We start from the raw sequence: 26,628 nt of genomic DNA on the forward strand, positions 1-26,628 counted from the left end.
CGGCAGCTCGCAACCCCGCTTTTTTTGCTGCCATGAGCCTTTGTTCCATGCAGATCAATCTTAGGTAGATCTTCTCTGTGTGCCTGATTGGAGCCGACGGCCAACGCCAACGTAGAAGTCGATATGTCCTTCGATTAAGAGCAGTCCGGAACTCTACTCTCTGACATGCAAACTTCGTGAAGAAAGTTAACTGAGGTAGAACCTATTGTCAAGACAAAAATGCAGTATCTGGACAGGGCGATGTGACGTCCCATCCACGCTCTCTCGTTCGCCTAACAAGGGCTCTCTGGCGTGGTTGACGAACGCCTCAAAGACCGCGCCAGGGAAGGGGGGTTCCTCGCACCTTTTGGGGTGGTTTACTGGCCCGAGCAGGCGCACCGGGAGCAATGGAAAGAAGGAATCCCCTGAGCACCGCTGACTAGAACTCCTCGGAATGGGCATCAGTGAGCCGGCGAGTATGCCAATGTCAATATAGGGATCGCTCGTACCACTCGCCGCAGAAAACGGGTACTATTTTAGAGTGGTTACTCACCCATTGACACGATACCCGGAGAGAGTTATATCTTGAACATGCCCCAAGATGCTCAGCGTAAGAGGCGCACCAGGGGTCGTCTGGACGGTCTCCACAATGTCAGCGTAGCGGATAGCAACATAACCCTGCTTGACGCGAGGAGGTATCGTGCCATGTTGCCAAAATATCAGAAACTGCTGGTGACTACAGATCTCTCACCCCTCGGAAACACCGCAGTCCTCCATGCCTATGCTATCCTGGCAGAGCGTGGCGGCACTGTCATCCTTTGGTGTGCGGTTGACGTGTCAGGGATTCCGGACCCGCTCTACGCTCAGCCCACGCCTGGGGAGACGCTCGCTGAGGAGCGGACGGAGATCCGGGAAAAGCTGTTCTCCTCACTGGAAGCACTTGTGCCTGAGGAGGTTCGTGCAGAGGGAAAGGTGACCACGAAGATACGGGTAGTGGAGGTCTCCGGACCGATCCATGATACGATATGCCAAGAGGCTGCAGCTCAGGAGGTGGACCTCATCGTGATGGCATCCCATGGCTATTCCGGGATGAAGCACCTGCTCCTGGGCTCAGTGGCAGAGCATGTGGTGCGGTCAGCCGATCGCCCCGTTCTCATTATCCGCGGCCGAGAGTGAGGACTCTCACCGCTCACTTCGCTCGTCATGGCGCGACGGTGGATGATGGACTGCGAATTGCTGACGCCGAAGATTGAGTCGCTGGACAAATCAGATATGGATACTCGTGGGGCGCAAGAGCCATTCGAGGAACCGGTGATCCTACCCACCGAGGATATCCTCGATCTGCACGCCTTCGCGCCCAAGGAGATCCCGTCGGTAGTCGAGGAGTACATCGAACAGTGCAGGGAGGCGAAGATGTCAGAAGTTCGGCTGATCTATGGGAAAGGGACGGGGACGCAGCGGGCGATTGTCCAGCGCCTGATGGCGAGCCACCCAGGCGTCATCTCCTTCACCGACGCCCCACCCGAGGCGGGGGGATGGGGAGCAACGATCGTCCGGTTGAGACCATCGGAAATCTAGCGGAGGCCCTGGCAGAAGCGCACAAAGAAGGTCTGGGCCAGTCGGTTGAGCGTATCAATCCGGACCGGAAGCTGATCAAGGATCGCATCAGGCCGGATATAGTCCTTGACCCAGTCAAGCTCCTGCGTGAAAGTCCTGACCCAGTCAGAGACCATCGATGCCGTCACCTCGAGGTGAAACAGTAGGCCATAGACATTCCGGCCAATCGAGAAGGCCTGACACTCATAGAGTGCCGAACCGGCCAGGTTGACTGCCCTGGACGGCGCATCGAAATACTCGCCGTGCCACTCGAACACCTCAATCGACTCGGGGAACCCGCCGAACAGCCGATCGTGCTGCGCCGCCGTGGTGAGCCGGACCGGGTACCAGCCGATCTCCTTGCGCGGCCCCTGCCGGATCGCCCCGCCGGCCGCCTTTGCGATAAGCTGCGAGCCGAGACAGATGCCCAATGTGGGAACATCGAGCGCCAGCGCCTCTTTCAGGAGTCGATCCTCCGTCCTCAACCAGGGGTAATCAGCTTCGTCGTTGACACTCATCGGCCCGCCCATGACCAGGAGCCCGGAATACGGTGACAAGCCTTCCGGTACCCGATCGCCCTCATACAGCCTTACCGTCTCCACTGGGCGATTCTGCTTCTCAAGCAGGTCAAGGAAGATGCCCGGGGTCTCGCATCCGACGTGCTGGAGGACCAAGAGTGGTTTCATCGCAACGGCAGGTAGGGCTTAACGCTTCGGCTTCAAGCTCTTTAACGGTGGTGGGCATGCACCGCTCTCCATGCCTTTGTTGGGCGCACCTAGGTCCGCCATGGGTGCTCCGGAAGATCGGAAAGCCCAACGATCTCAACCCCCGCCTTTGCAACAAGATGATCGTTCTCAACCGAACTGCCGCTCACTCCAATCGCTCCGATAAGAATGCCTTCTGTATTCACAATGGGAAGCCCTCCAGGAAATGTAATTAATCCTTCATTGGAGTGCTCAATCCCAAACAGCGGACCAGCGGGCTGAGAGAGCTTGCCGATCTGGCCCGTGGGCATCCCGAAGAAACAGGCAGTCTTAGCCTTCTTGATAGCAATGTCGATACTTCCCACCCAAGCATCATTCATCCGAGCAAAAGCTTTTAAATTAGCCCCGGAGTCCACCACTGCGATACACATCTGGGTGCCGACTTCCTCAGCTTTTTTTATGGCAGCCTCAACGGCTTGCTGCGCTTCTTCAAATGTCACATGCATTGTCTTCTCCTTCTGTTAGGGCCTCATAAAAGGCGAGGCGTCCATGGTCTTGCTCAAAACTACAACTCCCCCCGTCTATTGCATGCAGCTTGGGTCATCCTCAGAACCAGCCTCGGTACTTGAAATATACTCCCATCGCCACTCCAACGGTAATCATCGCCAGTAACGCATACATCCAGCCAAGTGAGCTTTCGAGCCATGGCAGGTTGGGAAAATTCATTCCAAAAAAGCCGGTAATGAGCAGGAAAGGAATGGCCACGGTGGCCCAGAAGGTCAGGCTCTTCATGATTTCATTGGTGCGATTGGCGGTGGCGGAAAGGTGGACGTCAAGCACGCCGGTGAGGATGTCGCGATAGGTTTCAGCAAAATCGAGAGCGCGGACGATGTGGTCGTAGATGTTACGGAAATATGGCTGTTGCGAACGGAACCATGGTTCGGCGCGGTAGAGAAGATGATTGATCGCCTCGCGCCCAGCCAGGGCCACGCGGCGAAAATCAATCAACGCGCGGCGGAGCGCAAAGATATCTGCCAGCAGCCGGGGCGTGGGATTATCGAGGATCTGCTCCTCGATTTGCTCGATGCGGTCCTCCACGGTGTCGAGCACGGGCAGATACTGGTCGGCCATGAAGTCGAGCATGTGCTGAAGCAGGCGGCCCGGATGGGCCATCGTGGGGTCGGAGCGAAATGTCGGAAGCACGGCCGCCACGGTGCGGCTGGGCGTGGGGCCTTCGCGGACGCTCACCAAAAAATCTTTGCCGACAAAGAAATTGATCTCGCCAAACCAGCACTCCTGTTTCTCCGGGTTAAAGTGGATGGAGTTGAAAATAAGGAACAGGTGGCCATCATACTCTTCGAGCTTGGCGCGCTGGCGATAATTACGGCAGTCCTCGATGGCCAACTCGTGCAGGCCAAGCTGAGCGGCCAGCTCGTCGAGCGCAGGGCCCTTGGGATCGTCCACGTGATACCAGCAAAAGCCATTGCGCTCCCCGATCAGGCATGCGGCAGCAGCAGGGCCGATCATCTTTGTACCGTAAGTCCCTTGTTATTCATATCAAGAGATTGTTGGCCTGTTCGCCGGCTTCTTGAAGCATGGGTGTGAGGCTTGGCGGGGGACTTGCGCCAAGTAAGATCGGAGGAAGAGAGGGAATGAGTTAGGCCGAACGACCCTAGGCCTCACAACGACCTGACAACAGATAGGCGACGACGTCTGCGGCAGTGTAGCTCGTCCGGCCGCCCAGGAAGCCACCGATAGTCGCGAGGTCGTCGCCGCTGGTAACGATCGGCGGCTCCTCGGTGCCGTTGGGATTGATCTGCGGGTGGCCGATGACGGAGAGCAGCGCGTTGCACAGGCACTGGCGGTCGATCGTGTCCTCCAGCTTGCCACCCTTTTTCACGTAGGCGGCCTCAGGCTCACTGGGACACCGATAGTCCACTTTTCCATCCGCCGTCATGAAGGCGACGCGCAGGTACCCCATATCGCAGATCCGCTCGCGCGTTGCGCCCACGGCGGGATTCTCGGCCCATTCCACGACCTTGATTGGAAAGCCGGTGGGCGATACGCGGGGCTTCGTGCGAACGTCTACCTCGCCGCGGGCCGCATGGGCTAGCACCGAACGCTTGATCGGCTCTGCTAGTCCCGATTCGTCGCAGAAGGCGAAGAGCGTCCCGACCTGGACTCCGGCGGCTCCATCCTTACGCGCCTCAATCAGGCGCTCGGGGTGTCCGGTCCCGCCCGCCACCCAAAACGGCAGCCCCAGCTCCTTGATCTTCGCGAGGTCCACCTTGTCGTTTTCGCTGTAGATCGGCTCGCCGCGCTCGTTGAATCGTGGCTCACCGCGGGGCGGGGCGTTGTGGCCACCGGCGGTGGGGCCCTCGATCACGAATCCATCCACCTGGCCGGTCGCCTTACGGGCGAGCATCTTCGCCAGGGAGTTGCTCGCCACGATCGGGAGGAACTTCGGCCGCGCAAGCGGTGCCGGCGGCGTCTCCCAATGGATGCCGGGGTCAAACTCGAGGTATTCGACGGCGCCGGAGGGTAGTCCCTCCACGTCGAATCGGAGCCGGGCCGGCTGGTGCCCAGCGAGCAAGTCGAGCACCCCTCCGATCTCTCGCGGGATCCCGGCGCCCATCAGAACGTAGTCGACCCCGGCGAGCATTGCGCCGTAGAGCGTCGGCAGTGCGAGCATCTGAACTTTGGTGAGCAGGTTGATGCCGACCGGCGCATCGTGTCCCTCCTTGGCGAGGAACACTTCGACGAATGTGGCCAACATGGTGAGCTCCTGCCGAGCGGGAGAGACCACCTGGCGGTACATGGGGAGCATCGTGTACGGCTCGCCCGGCGCCCGACCCTCGGGCCGATAGTAGCGGCGTATGGCCTCGTCCGCGGCGCGACGGATCGGGAACTGCTCGATCCCGCGGCGCATGTGGCCGCCGCGATCGCCATCCTGCAGGCGACGTACGAACACCGTATCGATGCCGGTGCCGGAGACGACACCCATCTGGCCAGTTCGTGCCACGGCGTTGGCCAGCCGCCAGTTGGAGACAGCGGCACCCATACCGCCTTGAATGATCAGGGGAAGCGTTGAGCGCTCTTTGATGGAAGAAGCATGGCACCGATGATCCGCTCCCGCGCCTTCCCCGGGTGCGCTCGATAAGGGCTTCTTCATGCTGCCACGCGACCGGTTGCACAACCACGCGAGAGCGAGTGGTGGGGCTCGGCTCGATCCGCATCGCAGGCCCGGCATGCTGTAGTGAGTCGTGCGCGATTTGAGCCGGCCACCAGCCCGCTCCGCGCACCACCGCCTGCTATTGCCGAGCACCCTTCCCAAATATGAGATCGTTGATTGTGGCGCATTCTAGGGGGTCACTGTTTTATACATCTTGCGCAAAAATCTGCTTAGGGACGTTTTCTACAGCCTCAATCGTGATAGGGAAGAGCCTCGCGGCCCCGCTCCTCCCACACCACCTTACATACGGATCACGTATGTGTGTCACTGGTCACAAGGAAATGTACCACAAATGGTCATGAAAAGTGTATCAGAGTTGAAATAGGTACGGGCACTATTTCGTAAGACCCTTTCTTGGTCTTCCTCTATGCGAAACGCTTATAACTCGCCCCAGTTTCCTGCTCAATTCCCCGATGAACCCATCCCTCCCCAGTGGTCGCCCTGTCATAGTGTGCCTTCGAATCGTTTCCACGTCTGGGGCATTATCGTCCAAATCGATGTGTTCTCTCCATGACTCCATGGAAACGCCCACTGATTCCTTTATCTCAATGACATCGACCATCTCACTCGTTCCACCGATGTGAGCGGCCGCACTGGACCATTTCCATTGCCAAGGCCTGTTGACCATCCTGGCCCGCACCGGATTCCTCTCAACATATCGCATTGCCGCCATAAGATACGGCTCATCAAGCAGACAGGAATAAAAGCGTCCCTGCCACAAGTGCCCGGAGGCCTTTCTCTCTTTGTTGAAATACTGAGCATACCGCATATGGGCCACGCTGAACACTTTAGCCAACGATGCCTCTTCCTGCGGTTGGACAATGAAATGAACGTGATTGTCCATTAAGCAATAGGCCCATATCGACAGGTGAAATTTGCGGCTGTATTCATTAACCCAGGATAAGTATCGAGAACGATCTTCGTCGTTACGAAAGACCGCCTGGCGATAATTCCCTCTTTGCGTAATATGGTAAGGGTGGCCGGGTGCAACGATTCGAGCAATCCGTGGCATGCAAGATCATTAGAGCAAACACCCTAAATTGTCAAATAAATAGTGTCTGTCCCTATTTAATCTGCTAGGATGAGCGAAACAGGAAGCGAGGAGGCTTTATGAAGAGAACAGGCGGCGCGAGCGCGCGACCACCGGCGAGGGGCGCTCTCATCCATTATCACGAGATCGCCCTCAAGGGGAAAAATCGGAGCTTCTTCCTGAAGCAGCTTGAGGCCAATATCCTGCTGGCCACGCGTGATCTCGACTGCGGTCCACTCAAGCGACTAGCCGGTCGGCTGTTCCTGGAGATGCGCGAGGAGACCTCGTGGGAGGTCCTGCGACAGCGGCTGAGCCGTGTCTTCGGGATTGCGAATTTCGCCCCTGCCGTCATGATGGCGCCTGATCTGGAGTTACTCGCGCAGCGGATCGAAGAGGAGGTCTCCAGCCGTTCATTTCACAGCTTTCGCGTGGCGGCCCGTCGCGCCTTCAAGACCTTTCCGCAGACCTCCCAGGAGATCAACGAGATAATCGGGGCCAGGGTGCAGCGCATCTGTGGCGCCCGCGTCGATCTCACCAATCCGGAGCTGACGATATACATCGAGATACTCCCTGCAGAGGCCTTTGTCTACTTCGATAAACTGTTGGGCCCGGGGGGCCTCCCGGTGGGGACCAGCGGGACGGTCGCGTGTCTGCTGTCAGGCGGGATCGATTCTCCGGTTGCGGCCTACCGGATGATGAAGCGTGGGTGCCGTGTCGTCTTCGTCCACTTCCATAGCCAGCCGTTCGCTGACCGAACCTCACAAGAAAAAGCGATCGAACTGGCGCGACTCCTCACCCGGTACCAGTTTGCTTCTCGCCTCTACCTGGCGCCCTTCGGCGAGCTCCAGCAGGAGGTCGTCTCCCACGTCACCGGACGCATGAGGATCGTTGTGTATCGACGGCTGATGCTGCGAATCGCCGAACAGATCGCCCGCAAGGAAGGCGCCCAGGCTCTGGTGACCGGCGAGAGTCTCGGTCAGGTGGCGTCACAAACCATTGAAAACATCGCCACCATCGAGCAGGCATCCACCTTACCGATTCTACGGCCCTTGATCGGTATGGACAAGGACGAGATCACGCAGCAGGCACAGCAGATTGGCAGCTACGAGGTCTCCATCATTCCCGACCAGGACTGCTGTTCGATGTTTCTGCCAAGGCAGGTGGCGACGCACACGACTCACCGCGAGGCCGAACTCGCCGAGCGCCCCCTTGACCTTGAGCGACTCGTGGCGCAGGCTCACTCTGCCGCGTACTCCCTTGAGCTGTCGTTTCCTGGTTGAGCAGCGATTCGGCTTTCAGCAATCAGCGGTCAGCGCCTTCGCTTCCAGAATTGTGGATCGCCTTTCACGGCCCATCATTTTGCTGAAAGCTGATGGTTGATCGCGCAAGGGCTGTACTTCACTTCTCCGACTGGTACTTCGGGACGGCCAGTAAGCGGATATAGGCGACGATGTCCTTGATCTCCATGTCGTTGAGCACCCCCCCAAAGCCACTCATCAGCGGGCTGAACTTCTCTGACGCGCTGCCATTTTTGATGACATTGATCAATTGCGCATCGGTTCTGACATTCATGTACTTGCCGTCCGTAAGGTTCCGCGGCTTGGGATTTAGAAAAGCCGCTGCCGGCCCATTCCCATCACCCGCTGAACCGTGACACGGAACACAGAAGGTCGTAAACTTCTCCGGAGCCTTGGGCTCGGCGGTAGCCGGCACGGCTGTCCAGGCCCCTGCGCAGCCCACGACCAAAGCAGTTAGCAGAACCACTTGAACGGTCGCTTTTCTCACCATCGATTCCTCCTGTAAAGTGGTTCCCACTCATCGCATACAATGAGCAACTAGCAACTTGCTAAAGTCTGCGCTCCAGATTTTCCTATGTCAAGAGGAAGTTGACCTATCCTTTAGAAGCCCAAAACCTGTTGACTTTTCATGTGATTCCGGCTAGGTTGAGCCCGATATTTGGGTATTGTTTGGTGATGCGAAGAGAGGGGTACAATGGCGCACGCGTATTTCAAGGGGCAGTTCGTTCCGCTTGATCAAGCCAAGGTTAGCATCCAGAACAATACCTTCCAGTACGGGACCGGCATCTTCGAGGGAATTAGAGCCTACTGGAACCCGGATGAGAGGCAGCTCTACCTGTTCCGCATGGTGGAACACTACGTCCGGCTGCTCAGAAACTGCCGAGTCCTGAAGCTCAACATCGTCAAGGACGAGAAAGAGTTGTCGGAAATCACCCTGGAATTGCTCAGGAGAAACCACCCCGAAACCGACACCTATATCCGGCCGATTGCGTATGTCGATTCTGATGGGATCGGCCCGAAGTTCATCGGCTATTCCGCCGGTTTCGCCATGTACACACTCCCGCTTGGCGACTACATCGACGTCTCAAAGGGGATCAAGGTGGGCTTTTCTTCCTGGCGCCGCATCAACGATAACGCCATCCCGGCCCGCTGCAAGGTCACTGGCGGCTATGTCAACTCCGCATTGGCCAAGACCGAGGCTCTCGAACATGGTTACGATGAGGCGATCTTCCTCACCGAGGGGGGCTTTATCTCTGAAGGATCGGCAGAGAATATCTTTCTCGTCAGGGGGGGAAAGTTGATCACGCCCGCCCTGTCCGAGGATATCCTGGAAGGGATCACGCGCGAGACAGTGATCGAGCTGGCTCGGGAGGAGCTGGGCATCGAGACGATCGAGCGGCCCATCGGCAGGACGGAACTGTACGTCGCCGATGAGGCGTTTCTCTGCGGTACGGGCGCCCAGATATCGCCGATGATCGAGGTGGATAAACGGCCGCTGGGCACCGGTAGGATAGGGCCTATCAGCGCGAAGATTCAAGCGCTCTATTTCGACGTGGTCAAGGGAAAGCAGAAGAAGTACGCGCACTGGCTGACGCCAGTCTATTAAGAACAGGGTGGAGGGTTTAGGAAGACCCCTCCAACTGCTTGCGGAAGTATTCGATGGTGAGCACAAGCCCTTCAGCGATCTGCACCTTCGGCTCCCAGCCGAGTTTAGCCCTTGCCAAGCCAATATCCGGTTGACGGACACGAGGATCATCCAGCGGCAACGGGCAGATCTCAATGCCTGTGGTGAGGGCTGTCGAACCAGCAGACTGACCGCCGATTGACTTCAAGACCATGTGGGCAAGCTCAATCACCGTGAATTCATTGGGGTTCCCAACGTTGACTGGGTTGACCTCGTCCGACATCAACAGGCGGTACAGCCCTTCGACTAAATCAGAGACGTAACAGAAGCTTCGGGTCTGTAACCCGTCACCATACACCGTCAGGGGCTCGTCGCGCAGCGCCTGGTTGATGAAATTGGACACGACGCGTCCGTCGTTGGGTCGCATCCGGGGTCCATACGTATTAAAGATCCTGGCGATTCGGGTATCAAGCCCATGATACCGGTGATACGCCATAGTCATCGCTTCAGCGAACCGCTTCGCCTCGTCATACATCCCACGTGGTCCGATCGGATTCACGTTGCCCCAGTACTCCTCCCGCTGGGGGTGGATCAAGGGGTCGCCGTAGACCTCTGATGTCGATGCGAGCAGGAAGCGGGCGCCTTTGGCCTTGGCCAGGCCCAGGGCCTTGTGAGTTCCGAGAGAGCCAACCTTGAGGGTCTGGATCGGAAGGCGCTGATAATCGACGGGACTGGCCGGAGAGGCGAAATGGAGCACATAGTCCAGCGGGCCGTCGATGTACAGATACTCGGTGACGTCCTGCTTGATGAAACGGAACGCATCGTGCCCGCCCAAGTGGGCGACGTTGTCTATCCGGCCGGTGCTCAGGTTATCGAGACAGACGACCTCATGTCCTTCCTCGATCAAACGGTCGCACAGGTGGGAACCCAGAAATCCGACCCCACCCGTAATCAGTGCACGAGACATGGAACTCCTCTCATCGCCCGATCCCCATGTATTCGAACCCCATGGCCTTCATCTTGATCCAGAGCTGATCCTTCGGCTTCTTAAGCGCCTGCGCAATCGTAACTCTCAGGTGTTCAGGCTGTAGGCTGAAGGCTGTTAGTCTCTGCGCATGGACTGAACCAAGGGCCCAGATACCTTTTCGGTCTCCATCATTTTCGCGTCACATTCAGAAAACGCCTGGCTCATCTGTGCGCGTTCCAACAGTCTAAAAGACTACAGCCTATCTACCTGAGTAGTTACGCAGGATCTTCAATAACATACTCCTGCCAATCGAGCCCTACCCTCGCGAACGCGATCTGGACGAGCTACCGAACTGAATAGGTCTCGCCTGTGGCGATGACGTAATCATCGAGGCCCACCCGCAAGCTTCCTGACCTCCTGTGCCCGCTCCTTGGGACAGACCAGTACACCGTCCTTGGACGCTACCACAATCATCTCCGACAGCCCGACGGTTGCCACCCGCGGCCCGGTCGAGACAATGACCGACTGCGTCGTATCCAGGAGATGCACCTCACCCACGATCACGTTGCCGTCATCGTCTACGGGCAGCACTCGAGCCAACGCATCCCAGGTTCCCAGATCATCCCAGGCGAAATCGGCCCTGACCATCGCAACCCCCTCCCCCATCCGCTCCAACACGCCGTAATCTACCGACTGCTTCTTGAACGCGCTGTACTCCCGTTCCAGCGCCTCCTGTACCCCCCACGCCTCGCGGATGCGACAGAGGCCCGCCCACACCTCCGGCATATGCCTGGCAAGCAGACTTTGAATGGCGACATTTCGCCAGAGGAAGATGCCGCTGTTCCAGTAGTGATACCCGTCTGTTGCCAAACGCTCGGCCGTCTGCCGATCCGGTTTCTCCAGAAATCGACGGACGCGAAAAGCGCCGGGAGGCGAGGCCAGCGGCTCGCCGACCTCCAGATATCCGTACCCGGTCTCTGGCCGGGCAGGGGGGATTCCGAACATCACGACCCAGTCCGAGTATGAGGCGAGCAGCTCGGTCGCCCGGCGCACTCCTGCCGCAAACGCCTCGCCATCAGGAACGTAGTGATCAGCCGGCAAAGCAATCATGACCGCTTCAGGGTCAAGTCGCTCGAGGTGCAGCGAAGCGATCCCAATGGCTGCTGCGGTATCCATACCCTGCGGCTCGAGCAGGAGATTAGCTACGGGGAGCTCCGGGAGCTGCTCTCGGACGAGGTCGCCATGCTTTTGCTCAACGACCACGACAATCTGGACCCAGGGCAGCAGGAGCCGCACCCGCCGGACCGTCGCCTGCAGGAGCGATTCGCTCCCGATCAAGCGAAGGAAGGCCTTGGGTTGTGCTTCCGTGCTGAGCGGCCAGAAGCGCTCGCCCTTCCCGCCGGCAAGCACCACCGCGAAGACATGGGGGTTACTGCTCGTCGCTCCGCCCGTAGTCATCCTGGAGTCGAACAATGTCATCCTCCCCGAGGTAGGCGCCGTTTTGAATTTCAATAATGGTGAGTAGATGTGGCCCGGGATTCTCGATCCGGTGATCTGTCCCTGCCGGCACGAACGTCGATTCCTGGGCGGAAATGACTAAGGCCTGGTTCCCGATTATCACCTTGGCCGTGCCGGCCACAACAACCCAGTGCTCGCTCCTGGAAGCGTGTCGCTGCAGACTCAGACGATGCCCGGGATTGACCTCAATCCGCTTGACCTTGTATCCCTCTCCCTCCCCAAGGACTGTCCAGCGTCCCCAGGGCCGCGTTGAGGTCAGTACTGTTTGCATGTGATCCCTCGTCTGCTCCTTAGAAATAAGCGTTCAGCCATCAGCACTCAGCCGTTAGCTTCAGATAAAGCAGAGGGGTACATCAAAAGAACCGATAGCTGATCGCTGAAAGCTGATAGCTTCCCCAGAGTTACATTTCCGTGGGCCGCAGTGCGGTAGTGCCTCTCATGGGGTGTTACTGAGATACGTGCGAGAGGTCCCCGTACGTCTTTTGGTAATACTCCCGATACTCCCCCGCTTTGATGCGCGTCCACCAGGTCACGTGATCCTCATACCAGCCGACCGTTTCCTTGAGCCCCGTCTCAAAGGGAATGCGAGGTCTCCAGCCCAGCTTTCGCTCCAACTTCGACATATCGAGGGCGTACCTTCGATCATGTCCGAGCCGGTCTTCGACGTGTACGATCAGAGAATCGGGCTTACCCAGGGTCCTCAGGATATGGCGAGCTACGTCAATGTTGGCCCGCTCGCATTTGCCGCCGATATTATAAATCTCACCATTATGCCCATTCCTCAAAATCAGCGCCAACGCCTCGCAGTGGTCCTGCACGTGCAGCCACTCGCGGACCTGGAGGCCGTCGCCGTAAAGCGGAAGCGCTTCACCGGCAATGGCATTGGTGATAAAGAGCGGAACCGCCTTCTCTGGAAACTGGTAGGGACCATAGTTGTTGGAGCTCCGGGTGATGATCGCCGGTAACCCGTAGGTACGAACGTAGGCCGCAACCAGAAGGTCTCCCGCCGCCTTGCTGGCGGCATAGGGGCTGTTTGGAGAGAGAGGGCTGTCTTCCCTAAAGTACCCTGAAGGCCCGAGCGAGCCATATACTTCATCAGTCGATACCTGCACCATCCTTGGAACCCGATGCCGACGGCACGCATCCAGAATGACCTGCGTCCCAAGCGTATTGGTCTCCACGAATGCCCTCGCATCCTGGATACTTCGATCCACGTGCGATTCGGCCGCGAAGTTCATCAGCGCATCGAACCGCTCCTTCAAGATGGCGTCTACCAACTCAACGTCGCAGATACTCCCCTTGATAAATCGGTATCGAGGATCGCGCTCAACGTCGGCCAGATTCTCGAGGTTGCCGGCGTAGGTCAGCTTGTCGAGATTCACGACGCCGCAATCCGGCTCTGTCGCGAGCATGTGGCGAATGAAGTTCGACCCGATAAATCCGGCTCCACCGGTCACCACGATTCTCATTGTTCAAACACGTTTCGAGTTTCGGGTTTCGGGTTCCAAGACGGACACGCATCTTCAGCCGTGGAACCCCGGCCTGGACTCGAAACTCGCAACTCGAAACTCGAAACTGGCTTCATCCCAGCTTCACTGCCCAATCGTATGGGATATCCGGACTGTCAGGGGGGATTCGAAACTCATCCGGCTCCTGGTAATTGTAGAGCTCGGTCGGGAAATTCATAATCGCCGACATCCGGTCGCCTACCGCCTTGTACCCATGGATCACCAGGGGCGGGATCTTGACCAACATCGGATTCTGCTCACCGATGAAAAACTCATTGAGCAAGCCTTTTGTGGGAGAGTTGTCGCGGGAATCGAACAGAACAACCTTGGACATTCCGAGGACCCCGACAAAGTGGTCGGTCTGTTTCTTATGATAGTGCCACCCCTTCACCACCCCGGGATAGGCGGCAGTGATGTAGGCCTGCCCAAATCGCTCGAACTCCTCCCAGTCGCTGCGCAGCATCTCTGTAAGGAAACCTCTCTCATCAGGAACCCGCCGTAGCTGTCTAGTTTTCACACCATCAATAAGCATCATCACCCCTCAACCTTGAACCTTGCACGTTGAACCTTGAACGTTGAACTTTTTTACACCAACCCCACCTGGCTGCTATCCCCGAGCATCAGTCGATAGGCCTTCGGTTTCCCGTCAGACCGGAACACCTCGACGTTCTTTCCGATGAGACTATCCTCCAACCTCCCGCCGATATCGGTAATGCGGCACTGGTCGAGGATGATGCTATGCTCGATCTCACTATTCTGCACCAGTGTGTCATGATATATGGAGGTGAACGGCCCAATGTAGGAGTTGATGATGCGGCAGCGCCTGCCGATGATTGCCGGCCCTCGAATGGTGCTGGCCGTAACGCTCGCCCCCTGCTCCACGATCACCTTTCCGATAAGGTGTGAGGCCTCGTCCACTTCTCCCTCTACCCTGGGGGTGATCGCCTCCAACATGATCCTATTTGCCTCGAGCATGTCTTCAAGCTTCCCCGTATCTTTCCACCAGCGGCTGATGATATGGGGATGGACCTGATATCCTTTGTCGATCAGATACTGGATGGCGTCGGTGATCTCCAACTCGCCCCGCGCCGAAGGCTGTATGGCATGAACCGCCTCAAAGATCGTCTGGTCGAACATATAGACACCCACGAGCGCCAGATCGCTTTTAGGGTGCGCCGGCTTCTCCTCCAGAGAGATTACCTGACCATCTCGAAGCTCCGCCACCCCGAACCGCTGTGGATCGCGAACCCTTGCCAGAAGGATCTGAGAGTTGGCGCCCGACCGCTCGAACTCTTCTACCAGGGAGCAAATCCCGTCCTTGATCAGGTTATCTCCCAGATACATCACGAAGGGATGATTCCCCAGAAACGGCTCAGCGATCTTGACTGCATGGGCGAGTCCAAGGGGCGCTTCTTGCTCGATATATGAGACCTCGATGCCCCATTGCGCCCCGTCCCCCACCGCCCCCTGAATCTCACGCTTCGTGTCGCCAACCACGATCCCAACCTCCCGGATCTTGGCCGCCGCCATTGCTTCCAGCGCATAGAAGAGGATCGGTTTGTTGGCGATAGGCACGAGCTGCTTGGCGCTGGTGTGGGTGATCGGACGCAGGCGGGTCCCCTTGCCTCCGCTCAAGATCAATGCCTTCATGGGATTTCCTTGGTCACACTCAACTCCACTCCATCACACAGGACGATACGTAATGAGTGTTACCGATATTGAAGTCTGATCTGGCGAGAAGATTCAACGCTTTTTGTAAGACGGAGGGAATTGTACGGAAGGAGACTCGGCTTGTCAATTTTGAAATATTCGGCTACTGCGAGTGGAGAAAAAACGTAACTACCCAAGTGTTTAGGCTGAAGGCTGTTAGTCTTTGCGCATGGACCGAATCAAGGAGTCCAGAACCTTTTCGATCTCCATTATTTTCGCGTCGCATTCGGAGACGCCTGGCTCATCCGTGCGCGTTCCTACAGTCTAAAAGACTACAGTCTATCTACCTCAGTAGTTACGATGAGTCAACAGAGTGGCAGAGCAGACGCGTTGTAAGTAGTCAGTCGCTTACTTCCCTTCAGACGAGGTCTCGCACCCACCTACATAGCCTCGCTCAGCCAGGTGCCTTTCGATATCCTCTTTCGCAAAGCCGATTCGTCGAGCGACTTTATCGGCATGGCTCACTCGTGAGATCCCCTCGATCAACCGATGGGTTGGGGAGCCATGGATAAATTCTGCCTGGCGATACGATCCAACATCTCTTTGTTGAAACTGCTCCGCCAACTCGTGATTGTGGGTAACCAGGATCGTATTATTGCCGACTTGGTAAAATCCACCGAGGATGGTGCGGGAGATTTCCAGCTTCTCTTGATAGGTGGTTCCTTCCGCCAGTTCATCCAGAACGACCAGGCTTCTGGGCGACGATGCGAAAAAGATGGCTTTCGTGCGTTGTAACTCCGTCCCGAATCTCCCCTCCCGATCAGCCAGCGAGTTGCTTTCCGGAACCTGATAGAAGATCCGATCAGCCACCGAGACCTGCGCCTGTTCGGCAGGCACATAGCAACCGATCTGCGCCAACAGTTGCACCTGGGCAATGGTTTTACAGCAAGCGGTCTTCCCGCCTCCGTTTGGGCCGGTAATAAACGTCAATCGAGCCCCGTTCAGGTTGATATCGTTGGGTACGTAATCGACATTCCCTTTTCCCAGGATAGGGTTTCTGACCGTTTTCAAGACCATCGCGTGCTGATCTGATTCGATGAGCGTCGGTAAAACGGTAGAACTCCCGAAGGCCTTGGCATAGCGGTGAAAGGACAGCAGCTCATCGATCTGCCCCAAAGCCTCTAATGCCTGCTGCACATCGCGTGAGTCTCTATACCCATCCCGCAAGGGATAGATGATACTGTCCCGGTCAAAACCTCCGATGAGAGGTCCATACAGCAGGAGTGAGGGGAGTAAGACAACCATCAAGACGGGCATCGCGTGTCGGGAGACCCCAAGAGCTGGGGCGTAATGTAGCAGGAGACCCATGGCAATCAAGAGCGTGATAATCAATCGTGGCTTGAAGAGGGTTGGTCTGAATTTGATGGCAGGGGCCAGTAACCACTTTTCAGCCTTCGTCCTGATTGCCCTTTCCGTCAGGTAGACAGGCCCTTTCATCAAGGCATGCGATCGCGTGGAACCAAACGCCTTGAGAGCTTCGAGACGCGCTCGAAGATAGGGGCTTTCGGGTGTGGGCAGGCCTTGGGCGCCCTTGACGAGATCGAGCATGAGCTTCGTCCCTTGCCGGTACGTTGCATGCCCAAAGCTCCCTGTCTCCATTTTGCCCAGGGGATTCCCGAAGGTGCCGACAAAGGTCCCAAACAGCAGTCGGTAAAATTCCTCCTCATATTTTGCGGCATGCTGCACCAACCCCTCGACTTGTATCCTCAGATCAGCCTTCGAGTCCAGCTCTTTGAGCGCGTCCTGCTTGGCCGTGATGGCCTCGACCGAATTCAACGGGTGGGCTAATGAGCGGTAAAGCGTTGCTTGCCCGACAACGGTACTGGCGCAATTGACAGCATCAAAGAGTCGATCGACTTCTATAGTGTTGAACGTGCTCTCATCGAGCACGCCTTCTCCAGTTTTCGCCGCCCTGGCCGAACGAACCGATAGATCCTTGCCGATGGCTGTCAGAAGAGGTTCATGCATCCACACACTCCCATCGCGCCAGTGACTAGGCAAACACCACGGTTTTGTTGCCGTACACCAGCACCTTGTCCTCCAAGTGCCAGGTGACGGCCCGCGCCAGCACCATCCGCTCCACGTGGCGGCCGATCCGCTTCAGGTCCTCCACGTTGTTGCGGTGATCTACCCGCTCCACATCCTGCTCGATGATCGGCCCGGCATCCAGCGTTTCGGTAGCGTAATGCGCCGTGGCGCCAATCAATTTGACCCCACGAGAGTACGCCTGTGCATAGGGATCCGCCCCGACAAAGGCCGGCAAAAAGCTGTGGTGGATGTTGATAATCCGGTTGGGAAAGCGTCGGATAAAAGATGGCGAGAGGATTCGCATATACCGGGCCATGACAATCAAGTCAACCTTGCCTTCGACCAGTTGAAGCTGTGCGGCCTCGGCTTGATCTTGTCTCTCCCGCGTAACCGCGATGTGGTGAAAGGGAATGCCGTAGGCCTCTACAAGTCCGCGCAGGTCGGTGTGATTGCTCACCACCATGGCGATGTCAGCGACCATTTCTTTAGCCCTCCACCGCCAGAGCAACTCCAGCAGGCAGTGGTCCTCCTTCGACGCAAAGATGGCCATGGGCTTGAGGCGGGCAGCGTACGCCAACTTCCAATCCATCTGGAACCGGCTGGCGATCGGCTCGAGGGCTCTCGTGAGTGAAGCGCCACGGCTGTCCAACTCCGGGAGGTCGAACTCGATCCGCATGAAGAAGACGCCCCCTGCCGGGTCGGTGGTATGCTGGTCCGAGTGCACAATATTGGCGCCCTGTTCACACAAGCACTGCGAGACGGCCGCAACGATGCCTGGACGGTCAGGACACGAGATAAGCAGGCGGGCACGAGCGCTCGACGTCATAAGCTCTCCTCCATTCAGAACCGCAACAGAAGAAGCGTCGTCCAATGCGAGAATAGAAGGTTCTTCCGGCATTAGCGTGGGTACGAGGGGGATCAATATCCCTTCCGGGGAAGAGGGTAGCTGTGTCCCTCCCCCTCAGTGGGGGGAGGGGATGCTGGAAGGCCCGGGTACCCACGGAACACCCGGAAGAACCGAATAGAATAGGGAGTCCGGGGATGGCCTATACGCGTGAATTGAAACGAGAAGCGGTCGAACGCGTCGGGGGCGAGTAATGGCAGGCGCTCATTGCGCACCACGTAGACACCTATCCCGCGAGTCGGTCCACGCCGGGGGATGTCTGTCGATTAGAAGCGGAGTCTATCGCTTCCCCTTGGCAAAGCGCCCTTCCCACTGCACGCCAGGGGCGTTGGGATCAGTAGAAATGTTGAGCTCGTAGTTGAACTGACCCATAAGGTATTCATGGACGTACCCGGCAGCCTGCTTTGCCTGCCCCATGGCCAGGATGACCGTGGAGCCGCCGGTAACGACGTCGCCACCCGCGAAGACCCCCTTTTTGCTCGTGTGGTAGGTCGTGTGGTCCACCATGACGACACCCCACTTGTTGACCCGAAGCCCTGGCGTCATGCTGGGGATGACCGGGTTCACCTCGCACCCTAATGAGAAGACTACCGTATCCACCTCATCGATGAAGTACTCGCCGGTTGGGAGGGGCTTTCTTCTGCCGGACTCATCCGGTTCGGACAGCCTCATCACCTCGCACTTGATGGCTTTGACGAAGTAGCGCTCGTCGCCGATGAACTCCACAGGGCTGGAGAGCCACTTGAAGTCGATGAACTCCTGCTCGGCATGCTCCAACTCCTCCGTCCTGGCCGGGGCCTCCTCATGGGAGCGGCGGTAGTAGCAGGTAACATCCGCCCCAAGTCTCTTCCCGGTGCGGAGCACATCCATGGCGGTGTTGCCCGCACCGATGACCGCCATCTTCTTACCCTGGTAGAGGGGCGTGGAAGCGCGTGGAAACTCGTTGGCGTTCATCAGGTAGATTCGGGTGAGGTACTCGTTGGCGGAATAGACACCATTCAGGTTTTCGCCGGGGATGCCCAGCATCTTTGGCAAGCCTGCGCCGGTGCCGATGAACACCGCATCGAACCCTTCCTTTTCCAGAAGGTCCTCGATGGTGAGGATCTTACCGATCACCATGTTATAGACGAACTCCACTCCCATATCTTCAAGCAGCTTGAGATCTTCGTCGATGACCTCCAGTGGCAGGCGGAACCGGGGGATACCGTATACCATCACACCCCCGCCCCGATGGAATGCCTCGAACACCGTGATCTCGTGACCGCGGGTGCGAAGCTCGTAGGCGCAGGTAAGCCCCGCTGGACCGGCGCCGATGATAGCCACTCGCTTGCCGGTGGGAGGTGGGATGACCGGAGTACGGTCCAGCTTGTGCTCCCGCTCGTAGTCCGCCACATACCGCTCCAGGTTGCCGATACCCACCGGGTCATTCTTCTTGCCTACGATACACACCGCTTCGCACTGCTTGTCCTGGGGACACACCCGCCCACATGCGGCGGGGAGGAAGTTGGTCTCCCGAATCTTTCCAGCCGCGCCAGCGATATCCCCCGCTTCAACCAGTTTGATGAAGGCAGGGATGTCAATGCCCACTGGGCACGCGGGTACGCATTCCGGCTTCTTGCACTGAATGCATCGTATAGCCTCGTCCATGGCCTGCTCTCGTGAGTAGCCGATGGGCACCTCCGTCCAACTGAGAATGCGCAACTCTGCCGGATGCAAGGGCATAAGATTGCGAGGCTTCTTTATCCGCTCCTTTGAACTTAATCCCTTAGTTGCTTCTGCCATATTCGCGCCTCTCCCTTATCGCTGCATCGCCTCGAAGGCGATCTTTTCTTGTGCCACGAACATCTGCTGACGCTTCACCAGCTCGCCAAAGTCCACCTGGTACGCGTTAAAATCCGGCCCGTGATAGCAGGCGAACCTGGTTTTGCCGCCCACCGTCACCCGGCAGGCACCGCACATGCCGGTGCCGTCCACCATGATGGCGTTCAGCGAGACCCATGCTTCTATTCCCTTCCCCTCCGTCACCTTGGCGACGGCCATCATCATCGGCACGGGGCCGACCGCCAAAACCATGGACACCTTCTCCCTCTCCATGATCTTCTCCAGCGCATGGGTGACGAAGCCTTGAATACCAACCGACCCGTCATTGGTGGTGACGAATACCTCGTCGCACACCGCCTTAAGTTCGTCCACCAGTATCAGCAGGTCCTTCGTGCGGGCGCCCACTATGCCGTAGACCTTATTGCCGAGCTGCCTCAAATCCCGTGCCGTGGGAATGACGGCGCCCGTACCGTAGCCGCCGCCGAGCACCACGCAGGCCCCCTCATATTTGGCAACATGGGAGCGCTGGCCCAGCGGCCCGACGACGTCCTGGATACTGTCGCCTACGTTTTTCATCGTGGCCTCGGTGGATGTCCTGCCGGCAGCCATAATGACGAGTTCGAGATACCCCTTTTCCCTGTCCCATCCGGCGATGGAGAGGGGGATGCGCTCACTGTCAAGGTTGGGACGGATGATGATGAACTGCCCGGCCTGTATCTTTTTCGCGAGAAGCGGCGCGTTCACCTTAAAGTAGTAGGTGTTGGCGCACAGTTCTCGCTTTTCAAGTATCGTAAAATCCTGGTGGTACCTGCCCCTGGATGGGTTCTCGCTCTCTTTAGAGCTGCCATGGCAGTAGTGCAGTTGATGTTCAGCCTCACTGCGAACGATAAAGGCATCGTCCCAGTCGAAGTGATCCATTCCGAGGATGGCACGAAGAGCATTGTGGCTTTTCTCCACCTGCCCCGACGTGAAATAGGAGTGGCGAACGCCTTTCCCTATGGCGCGCACGGCATGCCTGCGAACAAGGGCCGACGGATCTGAAAGGCCGACGAACAGCTTATCGAACAGCGTCGACCGGTCCGCGTCACTGATCGTTTCGGGGGCAATGCGGTTGAAAATCCGCCCCATACAGTAAAAGGCGGCGGACTTCACCTGCTTATTGGCAGACCCTGCGCACCTCAAGGCCTCAGGCAGGACCCTGGCAATGGCCGGATCGGTGAAATGTCCCGCCGCCAACAGGAGGTTGATCTGAGAATAGTCGTCGCCCTTGCTCGTGTCGAACCGGGAAAGAAGCAGATCTACGGCAGGTGCGCCGATGCGCCCTAAGGCGCCGGCGAAATGCTCCGCCGATTCCGCATCAGCCTCAACAAGTTGCTCAATAGTCCATCCAGCCACCTCTACGCCAAGGGAGGCCAGGATCAACTCGCTCTGATCAATGAGTTGAGAAAGTTCCTCATCGCCGGAGGGGTCCCGGTAAAAGGTAGTGGAGATCGCTGCTGCCAACTCCTGCTTTTCCTCGTAAGAGAGGTCGGAAAGCGTAGAGACCTCCGCCAGGGCGGCCTTCAACTGGTCAGTGTTCTGGGACGAGATGTTCGCTGTAATGCTGTTGATTCTATTTGTCATCGCGACAAGCTTCCTCCAAAGATCCTTCACCTCTTACACTTTTACTATGCTTTGGGCAAGAATTCCCCACTGATGATACACGAAAGTTTACCTGTTCACAACCAAATCTGCAATCCCAAGGTAACCATTCAGTTACGGGTGGAAAATCTCCCCCCGGCTTAACACATGCCGGGGCAGGCCCGCATGGGCAGGCTCTAACCCTCTTTTCCAAAGAGGGGGACTAACCGTTTCCCCCTTTGAAAAAGGGGGCGGGGGTTTATCTTGAATGGAGGACACCATGATGCGCCGGAGGGCGGAGGGAGAAACCCCCTTCGATCCCCCTTTGCCAAAGGGGGAGATCGGAAGAACCAATTTTCTCTTGTGACTTACTCGATAATTTGGCCAATTTTTAATCGTAATGTGGCCACGACGGAATCGTAATCTGTTGATTTTAAATCGCACGCATTTCTCCACCTCGGCGCTGTTTACAGCATATGTTGGCCGAAAGTGCATTTTATAACCATAACGTTGCCAAAAGTGCAGTGTTGCGTATTCCGATCAAAGTTGCCACCCATTCCGATTGAACTCGGCCAGGCGTTTCGATACTCGTGTAGGTTAGCGTGGACATAATGTCCTGAAGGTTCAGGAAACTCCAAGACGAGTTGGGCAAAGGGTAGCGAACCGCAAACTCTTCGGGCCGTATTGTCGCAAACGTCCTTCGGAAATGCCGCGCTTGCGCACCTAGCTCACCACTACTAATCCACCCTCCGGGGAGTCCACATTACGGGGGTGGAATCTTTTAAAGAGTTTAGCGGCAGGGAGAAATGCGGGAAGGTCTTGGTGTGCGAGTCGTTTATGGTAGCCTGCGAACGACTCCGGCGATAGCGGCTGGGGTGACGGATCGTGTGGGGAGTTTAGAGGATTTTGTGGATGGGAAGTCGAATGGGTAGAACTGCTCAAAGACCGCCCTGTTTTTCGAAGGGATTTAGGTGCAGTAAGGAAACCAGGGGCCATCACTTTCCTACTTTGCTGGCCAGAGATCAGAGATCGACTCTTGGCTAGACCGTGAGGGCCTTGTATAGAAAGCGACGGATGTAGTTCCTGCTGTCCTTCGGCAGCGTTTGCCAGTAGGGTTTGATCTCAAGGACCAACAGGTCAGTTTCCTCATCCTCAAAACGCCGGGACTCTTGCGACATTGAATCCTGGGATTCTTGTCTCTCCGCTGCGACTTTCTCCTCTCTAGCCTTTGCTTCCATGCACCCCTCCTGTTTCTAATGAAACTTCCTTTGCGTTCTGGGTCGCAGGTAGAGCCTTACTTAATAGCAGATGAAGTCTATAAGTAAACCTTATAAGGGCAAAAAAAGGTTCTAATGTAGTTCTTACCGCTTCCTTAAATCGAGCCTCATCTCTGAAGTAATCAGCCACATCGCAGTCCAATGATAGCACACCTACGAATTCTTGAGACTTGTCGAGTTTATCGGTAAACATCACAGGAAAACAAGCTATCGATTTTATGCGGTGGTGTCGCTGGCTCTTTGATGTAAGGCCATGTAGGTCATCCTTGCGAACATCTGGCACAACAACGATTGCCTTTTCTGCCCAACATGTTCCCGCGCAACCCTCATTCAATATAAAGCCTTCTCTGTTCGAGGAGGGGGAGTTGTCTGAATTTACATATGCGACCACCTGAAGCTTCTGCCCAATCGGCATGAGGAAACCGACAGTAAGATGAATATTCAGATCCCGGTTGCCCTTAGCAACCACCCAGAAAACTTCCTTCAGGATCACCTCTACAATTTCTGCGTAATTGAACCTTGCGTGTTCAACTATTTCCATCAGAGTTGGCTGGCCGGCAAAAAAACGTTCCAGACCGTACATGGTGTTGTTTGTCAGCCGCCTCACTGATACAAGGACAGCCCTTAGATCCATCAGGACATCGTTAACAAGCTTGAGGTGCGTATTGATCTGGTCCAGAGTGCTCTGATTGGCTGTTGCCTGCATCTTGCGCCGCTTGAAGTGGCTGAACGGAAATATGACAAAAAAGTACAAAATAATGCAAGTCCAGAATGCTACTGCCTCATTCGGGCTCCTTGCTGAATCAATCTGCGAGCGCCATATTCCTAGACCGAGGGGTATGGCAACAAGAACGAACTGGAAAAAGAAACCATACAGTTGATTTTCTGGGAATTTCTGCTCTGGTGTCCTTATTTCAATATGCATTAGCTGTCAGCCAAGCGCCGTACTGATTGAGTCGGATGGTTAGGAGTCTTCCTGGGCTGTGATTGGCGACTGCGCCGCGCCACGGGACGCACAGGGGGATCTAAGCTGTAGCTGTTCCACGATCCTCCACAAATGGAAGAGTCTTGATATCCGATGACATTGCGCTCTCCTCGCCGACCGCGATCGTTAGGACTTTTTGGTATCATTTTCTCCGGCAATATTTCGATCAGTCTGGTGGCAACTCTTTCAGTCGCTTCGCAACTTCATTGGTTTTTGTGCTTCGTAGAGCTTTTGACGCTAGCATAACATCACTGGGACTAGAAGCAAAATACATACCAATCAAACCTGTATGCCCTTCAAATTTGGACAGCACCCCCTCACAATAGACTGCATTAACTAGTTGTCACGTTAGCTTTCCGAATGCGGCGGGTAGTTTCATGCTTTAAGCATCGGCACTAGGGCTTGATCAGTCAAGTGCTGTTCCGCCGCGGTATTGGGTCAGTTTGAAAATGGACAGGGCTTGCCAGCAGATGTCGGCAGCCCTGCATTTAGGGTATGCCTAAGCGCACAAGCAAGAAGCCACCCTCGGATATTAACCTGCTCGCCGTCTCAGTCGTCCAAGTGGCGACTGGAGAAAAACCCGCCAGTGAGAGCATCTCGCAAAAGAATCCTGCCGCTGTTCTACTTGGTAGGCTCGGTGGTCTCAAAGGCGGAAAAGCTAGGGCAGAAAAACTGACACCTTAGAAAGAAGCAAGATTGCTAGAAAGGCTGCTCACGTCAGATGGGGAAAGGGAGAAAGGTAAGTATTCTATCTGTGCCTAGCTTTTTTCCTCTTCTTGTCTCGATTCCTTTGTTTCCGCTTTTCATCTTGACTCAGAGGCACCGCATGGATTCCATGCTTTCTGTTGTGTTCATTAATTTCCTCAACAAAATCGATCGGTTCATTTGATGGCGTCCTGAACGTCCAATGCGTGTGCCCGTTATGATTTGTAATCGCAAAGTCACCAAACGCAATAATGTCCATGCCTAAGAGGACGTCCGCCCCAGCGATCCCTCCATCGGAAACACGAACACCAACAATCCAGACGTTGTTGGGCAAGTAAATGTTGACCAGGTATGTATTGGCTTCATATTCATGACTCTGATCACCAGCGCCAACACTGTGAACATTTTCTTTACCACTTGGTTGAAGATTTAGTTCTTGGGCAATCTTTGGGCTAATGACAGTAGCTGTGGCTCCACAATCCCAAACGGCAATGTATGGCCGTTTAATTGGCTCAGGTTGGCCCGTTGCTGGGTCATACGCTTCACTGATATGAACCTGATTCAGTAGTTCCCTGACAATTCCGTTGGATTTGGTGGTAAAGGCTCTGAGGCCAGGTAGGAATTTCACTGCGGAACTCAGTAACTGCGGATGAAATTAGACGGTTAGCCGAACGCCACACGCGAATGGTAGCGTTGGATGACGCGGTCTTTGCTAGGCACGCAATGCTGAAGAAGGAACTTCCCCAAGCCGTATTTTTTCTTCATCTCCTGGTAGGCTGTTAGTTCTGAATCAAAAACCCCTACAACCTCTTCATCTACAATGGCAATAAATTTGCCATTGTAGCGCTCTATAAGGTCGCTTTCGTGGGTCTTAAAATAGTGATATTCCCGGTCAAGCATGTTCCCCTCGCATTCATTTCCCGTTGAGGTTTTTCTATAAACCTCATATCGGTATATTAGTCACAGCTTCTTTCTTCGGTCAAGTGATTATTCTCTTGACATGCTTGACCGCTCAAGTCGGTCCACTGTCCGTATGACCGGAGTAGCCAAGGGCGCGGTCCTAAAGCTACTGGCTAACCTTGGGGCGGTATGTAGTGAATATCAGCGACCAACCCTCCTTCTATCACTCTCTCCATGCCGAAGTCAAGCCTGGCAGACGGTTTGGGTGTAAGACAAATTTATGGGTAAGCTTCTCACCCCGTTGCCCGATTTCCCCAAAACTCCTCCCACCGGCCACTGATCTGACAGCAACGTAGGGCGATAATTGCGTTGGCCCCTCTGACAGTCCATCTCATTCCCGACTGTTTGAGCCGTTGTCCCACGATCGTTTTACAGCCGGCTTCAATAACTCCGGATCCTACAAACAAGCCCTGCTTTATCCATTCAGCATAGAGCATGCGATCTTGATTCGTCTCAAAATACCCCACTGTTTTTTGAACTTCCCCCCAAACCGACGGGTTCTGCGGCTGCAGTCGTTTGATGGCAGCAATGACTTTTTTTACATCGCCTTCTTTCAGTTCATCCTTTTGCTTTTTAAACCATCGTGTCACTTCTTCTCCCGTCGATCCATACACTAGCTTTCCAATAGTCCACAGGTGTTCCAAGGCATGAAACAGATCCACGACGTGAATCGCGTTCGGAAAATGCTCGTCGCCGATCCCGCGAATCCATACAGCGCCATCCCCCAAAAGAATAACCTTCTGAGCCCGAGTCACACCTCGACGCACAGCCTCGGCATAAATCCTTTTGCCAAATTCCTCTGCCGTCTCAATGGCTCCTACGTAAGTGGTGGAATCCTCGTCACGGATGGGGAACCCTTTCTGATCGAGTTGGGTCTGGGTAAAGACGCATCCCAATTTGGCTTCCCGAGTCTTTGCTATGGGTGTTTGCTTGCCCTTGCGCCCTTCGGTCTCGGATGGAACAACCGGAACGCCAGTCCCGTCGATGGCGATGTAGAGCTTGGGAACAGGTGAAAAAAGAGGGATCACCTTGCCATCTGTGGCGATGCTTCCCTCCTCCACGGTCACCAGTTCGCAGCCCTTCGCACCCTGCTCTCTAATATGCCGGCCCTGAGGGTTGCCGGGATACACCACCCACGGATCCTTAGACACGATTTCCCTTG

At 56.0% G+C, this 26,628-nt stretch carries 25 protein-coding genes; 4 read left to right on the forward strand and 21 right to left on the reverse strand.

Annotated elements, in window-relative coordinates; all coding sequences use genetic code 11:
- Positions 1-684 precede the first annotated feature (684 nt).
- Together CLG94_RS11105 and CLG94_RS11110 are read left to right on the forward strand one after the other, a co-directional pair.
- Entirely contained in the window at positions 685-1,155 is a 471-nt protein-coding gene (locus tag CLG94_RS11105; RefSeq protein WP_107563536.1) for a universal stress protein, read from the forward strand.
- Between the two features lie 42 nt (positions 1,156-1,197).
- On the forward strand, positions 1,198-1,557 hold the full coding sequence (locus CLG94_RS11110; RefSeq protein WP_239993223.1) for a Smr/MutS family protein: 360 nt from the start codon (positions 1,198-1,200) through the stop codon (positions 1,555-1,557).
- Here CLG94_RS11110 and CLG94_RS11115 read toward each other — a convergent pair.
- The 5 genes from CLG94_RS11115 to CLG94_RS11135 all read right to left on the reverse strand — a co-directional run bounded on the left by CLG94_RS11115 (position 1,554) and on the right by CLG94_RS11135 (position 6,523).
- Positions 1,554-2,261 (reverse strand): type 1 glutamine amidotransferase, encoded by a 708-nt coding sequence (locus CLG94_RS11115; RefSeq protein ID WP_107563538.1) that lies wholly within the window; start codon positions 2,259-2,261, stop codon positions 1,554-1,556. The two genes, CLG94_RS11110 and CLG94_RS11115, sit on opposite strands and share 4 nt — an antisense overlap.
- 89 nt (positions 2,262-2,350) lie before the next feature.
- Entirely contained in the window at positions 2,351-2,785 is a 435-nt protein-coding gene (locus CLG94_RS11120; protein WP_107563540.1) for a GlcG/HbpS family heme-binding protein, read from the reverse strand.
- A gap of 100 nt (positions 2,786-2,885) precedes the next feature.
- Complete coding sequence (gene corA / locus CLG94_RS11125) at positions 2,886-3,806, reverse strand: magnesium/cobalt transporter CorA (protein WP_107563542.1); 921 nt, start codon at positions 3,804-3,806, stop codon at positions 2,886-2,888.
- Positions 3,807-3,951: 145 nt separating this feature from the next.
- The gene (locus CLG94_RS11130; protein WP_107563544.1) at positions 3,952-5,340 is read right to left on the reverse strand and encodes a nitronate monooxygenase; all 1,389 of its coding nucleotides are present in this window, start codon (positions 5,338-5,340) and stop codon (positions 3,952-3,954) included.
- Positions 5,341-5,845: 505 nt separating this feature from the next.
- A complete protein-coding gene (locus CLG94_RS11135; protein WP_107563546.1) occupies positions 5,846-6,523 on the reverse strand; it encodes a transposase in 678 nt (225 codons plus the stop codon).
- Between the two features lie 98 nt (positions 6,524-6,621).
- On the opposite strand from CLG94_RS11135, the gene thiI reads away from it, so the two are divergent.
- Positions 6,622-7,821: a tRNA uracil 4-sulfurtransferase ThiI gene (thiI, locus tag CLG94_RS11140; RefSeq protein WP_107563548.1), complete on the forward strand. Its 1,200-nt coding sequence runs from the start codon at positions 6,622-6,624 to the stop codon at positions 7,819-7,821.
- A gap of 118 nt (positions 7,822-7,939) precedes the next feature.
- Here the strand turns inward: thiI and CLG94_RS11145 are convergent, their stop codons facing one another.
- Entirely contained in the window at positions 7,940-8,329 is a 390-nt protein-coding gene (locus CLG94_RS11145) for a c-type cytochrome (RefSeq protein ID WP_107563550.1), read from the reverse strand.
- A 204-nt stretch (positions 8,330-8,533) separates the two neighbouring features.
- Between CLG94_RS11145 and CLG94_RS11150 the strand changes: the two genes are divergently transcribed.
- Positions 8,534-9,445 carry a branched-chain amino acid transaminase gene (locus tag CLG94_RS11150; protein WP_107563551.1) on the forward strand — a complete coding sequence of 304 codons (912 nt, stop codon included), beginning with the start codon at positions 8,534-8,536 and terminating at the stop codon, positions 9,443-9,445.
- 16 nt (positions 9,446-9,461) lie between these two features.
- Here CLG94_RS11150 and CLG94_RS11155 read toward each other — a convergent pair whose 3' ends face one another.
- From CLG94_RS11155 to CLG94_RS11235, 15 genes are all read right to left on the reverse strand, one after another.
- On the reverse strand, positions 9,462-10,430 hold the full coding sequence (locus CLG94_RS11155; RefSeq protein ID WP_107563553.1) for a UDP-glucuronic acid decarboxylase family protein: 969 nt from the start codon (positions 10,428-10,430) through the stop codon (positions 9,462-9,464).
- 384 nt (positions 10,431-10,814) lie between these two features.
- Positions 10,815-11,888, reverse strand: a complete 1,074-nt coding sequence (locus CLG94_RS11165) for a mannose-1-phosphate guanylyltransferase (RefSeq protein ID WP_161954154.1) — start codon at positions 11,886-11,888, stop codon at positions 10,815-10,817.
- Positions 11,860-12,219: a phosphomannose isomerase type II C-terminal cupin domain gene (locus CLG94_RS11170; protein ID WP_107563557.1), complete on the reverse strand. Its 360-nt coding sequence runs from the start codon at positions 12,217-12,219 to the stop codon at positions 11,860-11,862. The genes CLG94_RS11165 and CLG94_RS11170 overlap by 29 nt, the downstream gene beginning before the upstream one ends.
- Before the next feature lie 175 nt (positions 12,220-12,394).
- Positions 12,395-13,417: a dTDP-glucose 4,6-dehydratase gene (gene rfbB / locus CLG94_RS11175; protein WP_107563559.1), complete on the reverse strand. Its 1,023-nt coding sequence runs from the start codon at positions 13,415-13,417 to the stop codon at positions 12,395-12,397.
- 112 nt (positions 13,418-13,529) lie between these two features.
- Positions 13,530-13,991 carry a polysaccharide biosynthesis C-terminal domain-containing protein gene (locus tag CLG94_RS11180; protein WP_107563561.1) on the reverse strand — a complete coding sequence of 154 codons (462 nt, stop codon included), beginning with the start codon at positions 13,989-13,991 and terminating at the stop codon, positions 13,530-13,532.
- A gap of 50 nt (positions 13,992-14,041) precedes the next feature.
- Positions 14,042-15,106, reverse strand: a complete 1,065-nt coding sequence (locus tag CLG94_RS11185; protein WP_107563563.1) for a glucose-1-phosphate thymidylyltransferase — start codon at positions 15,104-15,106, stop codon at positions 14,042-14,044.
- 408 nt (positions 15,107-15,514) lie between these two features.
- Positions 15,515-17,134 carry a MutS-related protein gene (locus tag CLG94_RS11190; RefSeq protein ID WP_107563565.1) on the reverse strand — a complete coding sequence of 540 codons (1,620 nt, stop codon included), beginning with the start codon at positions 17,132-17,134 and terminating at the stop codon, positions 15,515-15,517.
- Between the two features lie 25 nt (positions 17,135-17,159).
- Positions 17,160-18,020, reverse strand: coding sequence for a formyltetrahydrofolate deformylase (gene purU / locus CLG94_RS11195; protein WP_107563567.1), 861 nt, complete (start codon positions 18,018-18,020; stop codon positions 17,160-17,162).
- A gap of 357 nt (positions 18,021-18,377) precedes the next feature.
- Positions 18,378-19,880: an NADPH-dependent glutamate synthase gene (gene gltA, locus CLG94_RS11200; RefSeq protein WP_107563569.1), complete on the reverse strand. Its 1,503-nt coding sequence runs from the start codon at positions 19,878-19,880 to the stop codon at positions 18,378-18,380.
- A gap of 15 nt (positions 19,881-19,895) precedes the next feature.
- Positions 19,896-21,542: a sulfide/dihydroorotate dehydrogenase-like FAD/NAD-binding protein gene (locus CLG94_RS13850; RefSeq protein ID WP_320414624.1), complete on the reverse strand. Its 1,647-nt coding sequence runs from the start codon at positions 21,540-21,542 to the stop codon at positions 19,896-19,898.
- Positions 21,543-22,579: 1,037 nt separating this feature from the next.
- Positions 22,580-22,777 carry a hypothetical protein gene (locus CLG94_RS11210; RefSeq protein WP_107563571.1) on the reverse strand — a complete coding sequence of 66 codons (198 nt, stop codon included), beginning with the start codon at positions 22,775-22,777 and terminating at the stop codon, positions 22,580-22,582.
- On the reverse strand, positions 22,761-23,741 hold the full coding sequence (locus CLG94_RS11215) for a GAF domain-containing protein (protein WP_107563573.1): 981 nt from the start codon (positions 23,739-23,741) through the stop codon (positions 22,761-22,763). Before CLG94_RS11215 ends, CLG94_RS11210 begins: the two co-directional genes overlap by 17 nt.
- An 808-nt stretch (positions 23,742-24,549) precedes the next feature.
- Entirely contained in the window at positions 24,550-25,134 is a 585-nt protein-coding gene (locus tag CLG94_RS11225) for a retroviral-like aspartic protease family protein (protein ID WP_161954155.1), read from the reverse strand.
- Between the two features lie 35 nt (positions 25,135-25,169).
- Complete coding sequence (locus CLG94_RS11230; protein WP_107563577.1) at positions 25,170-25,406, reverse strand: DUF5678 domain-containing protein; 237 nt, start codon at positions 25,404-25,406, stop codon at positions 25,170-25,172.
- 293 nt (positions 25,407-25,699) lie between these two features.
- Positions 25,700-26,628, reverse strand: a 929-nt coding sequence (locus tag CLG94_RS11235) for an ISKra4 family transposase (RefSeq protein WP_133174709.1), incomplete at its 5' end; no start/stop codon positions are given.

The sequence above is a fragment of the Candidatus Methylomirabilis limnetica genome (assembly GCF_003044035.1).
In the GTDB taxonomy this organism is placed as follows: Bacteria; Methylomirabilota; Methylomirabilia; order Methylomirabilales; family Methylomirabilaceae; genus Methylomirabilis; species Methylomirabilis limnetica.

Coding starts and splice junctions, on each gene's coding strand:
- CLG94_RS11105 (WP_107563536.1), top strand. CDS start 685: ATGTTGCCAAAATATCAGAAACTGCTGGTGACTACAGATCTCTCACCC.
- CLG94_RS11110 (WP_239993223.1), top strand. CDS start 1,198: ATGATGGACTGCGAATTGCTGACGCCGAAGATTGAGTCGCTGGACAAA.
- CLG94_RS11115 (WP_107563538.1), bottom strand. CDS start 2,261: ATGAAACCACTCTTGGTCCTCCAGCACGTCGGATGCGAGACCCCGGGC.
- CLG94_RS11120 (WP_107563540.1), bottom strand. CDS start 2,785: ATGCATGTGACATTTGAAGAAGCGCAGCAAGCCGTTGAGGCTGCCATA.
- corA (WP_107563542.1), bottom strand. CDS start 3,806: ATGATCGGCCCTGCTGCTGCCGCATGCCTGATCGGGGAGCGCAATGGC.
- CLG94_RS11130 (WP_107563544.1), bottom strand. CDS start 5,340: ATGGGTGCCGCTGTCTCCAACTGGCGGCTGGCCAACGCCGTGGCACGA.
- CLG94_RS11135 (WP_107563546.1), bottom strand. CDS start 6,523: ATGCCACGGATTGCTCGAATCGTTGCACCCGGCCACCCTTACCATATT.
- thiI (WP_107563548.1), top strand. CDS start 6,622: ATGAAGAGAACAGGCGGCGCGAGCGCGCGACCACCGGCGAGGGGCGCT.
- CLG94_RS11145 (WP_107563550.1), bottom strand. CDS start 8,329: ATGGTGAGAAAAGCGACCGTTCAAGTGGTTCTGCTAACTGCTTTGGTC.
- CLG94_RS11150 (WP_107563551.1), top strand. CDS start 8,534: ATGGCGCACGCGTATTTCAAGGGGCAGTTCGTTCCGCTTGATCAAGCC.
- CLG94_RS11155 (WP_107563553.1), bottom strand. CDS start 10,430: ATGTCTCGTGCACTGATTACGGGTGGGGTCGGATTTCTGGGTTCCCAC.
- CLG94_RS11165 (WP_161954154.1), bottom strand. CDS start 11,888: ATGACTACGGGCGGAGCGACGAGCAGTAACCCCCATGTCTTCGCGGTG.
- CLG94_RS11170 (WP_107563557.1), bottom strand. CDS start 12,219: ATGCAAACAGTACTGACCTCAACGCGGCCCTGGGGACGCTGGACAGTC.
- rfbB (WP_107563559.1), bottom strand. CDS start 13,417: ATGAGAATCGTGGTGACCGGTGGAGCCGGATTTATCGGGTCGAACTTC.
- CLG94_RS11180 (WP_107563561.1), bottom strand. CDS start 13,991: ATGATGCTTATTGATGGTGTGAAAACTAGACAGCTACGGCGGGTTCCT.
- CLG94_RS11185 (WP_107563563.1), bottom strand. CDS start 15,106: ATGAAGGCATTGATCTTGAGCGGAGGCAAGGGGACCCGCCTGCGTCCG.
- CLG94_RS11190 (WP_107563565.1), bottom strand. CDS start 17,134: ATGCATGAACCTCTTCTGACAGCCATCGGCAAGGATCTATCGGTTCGT.
- purU (WP_107563567.1), bottom strand. CDS start 18,020: ATGACGTCGAGCGCTCGTGCCCGCCTGCTTATCTCGTGTCCTGACCGT.
- gltA (WP_107563569.1), bottom strand. CDS start 19,880: ATGGCAGAAGCAACTAAGGGATTAAGTTCAAAGGAGCGGATAAAGAAG.
- CLG94_RS13850 (WP_320414624.1), bottom strand. CDS start 21,542: ATGACAAATAGAATCAACAGCATTACAGCGAACATCTCGTCCCAGAAC.
- CLG94_RS11210 (WP_107563571.1), bottom strand. CDS start 22,777: ATGGAAGCAAAGGCTAGAGAGGAGAAAGTCGCAGCGGAGAGACAAGAA.
- CLG94_RS11215 (WP_107563573.1), bottom strand. CDS start 23,741: ATGCATATTGAAATAAGGACACCAGAGCAGAAATTCCCAGAAAATCAA.
- CLG94_RS11230 (WP_107563577.1), bottom strand. CDS start 25,406: ATGCTTGACCGGGAATATCACTATTTTAAGACCCACGAAAGCGACCTT.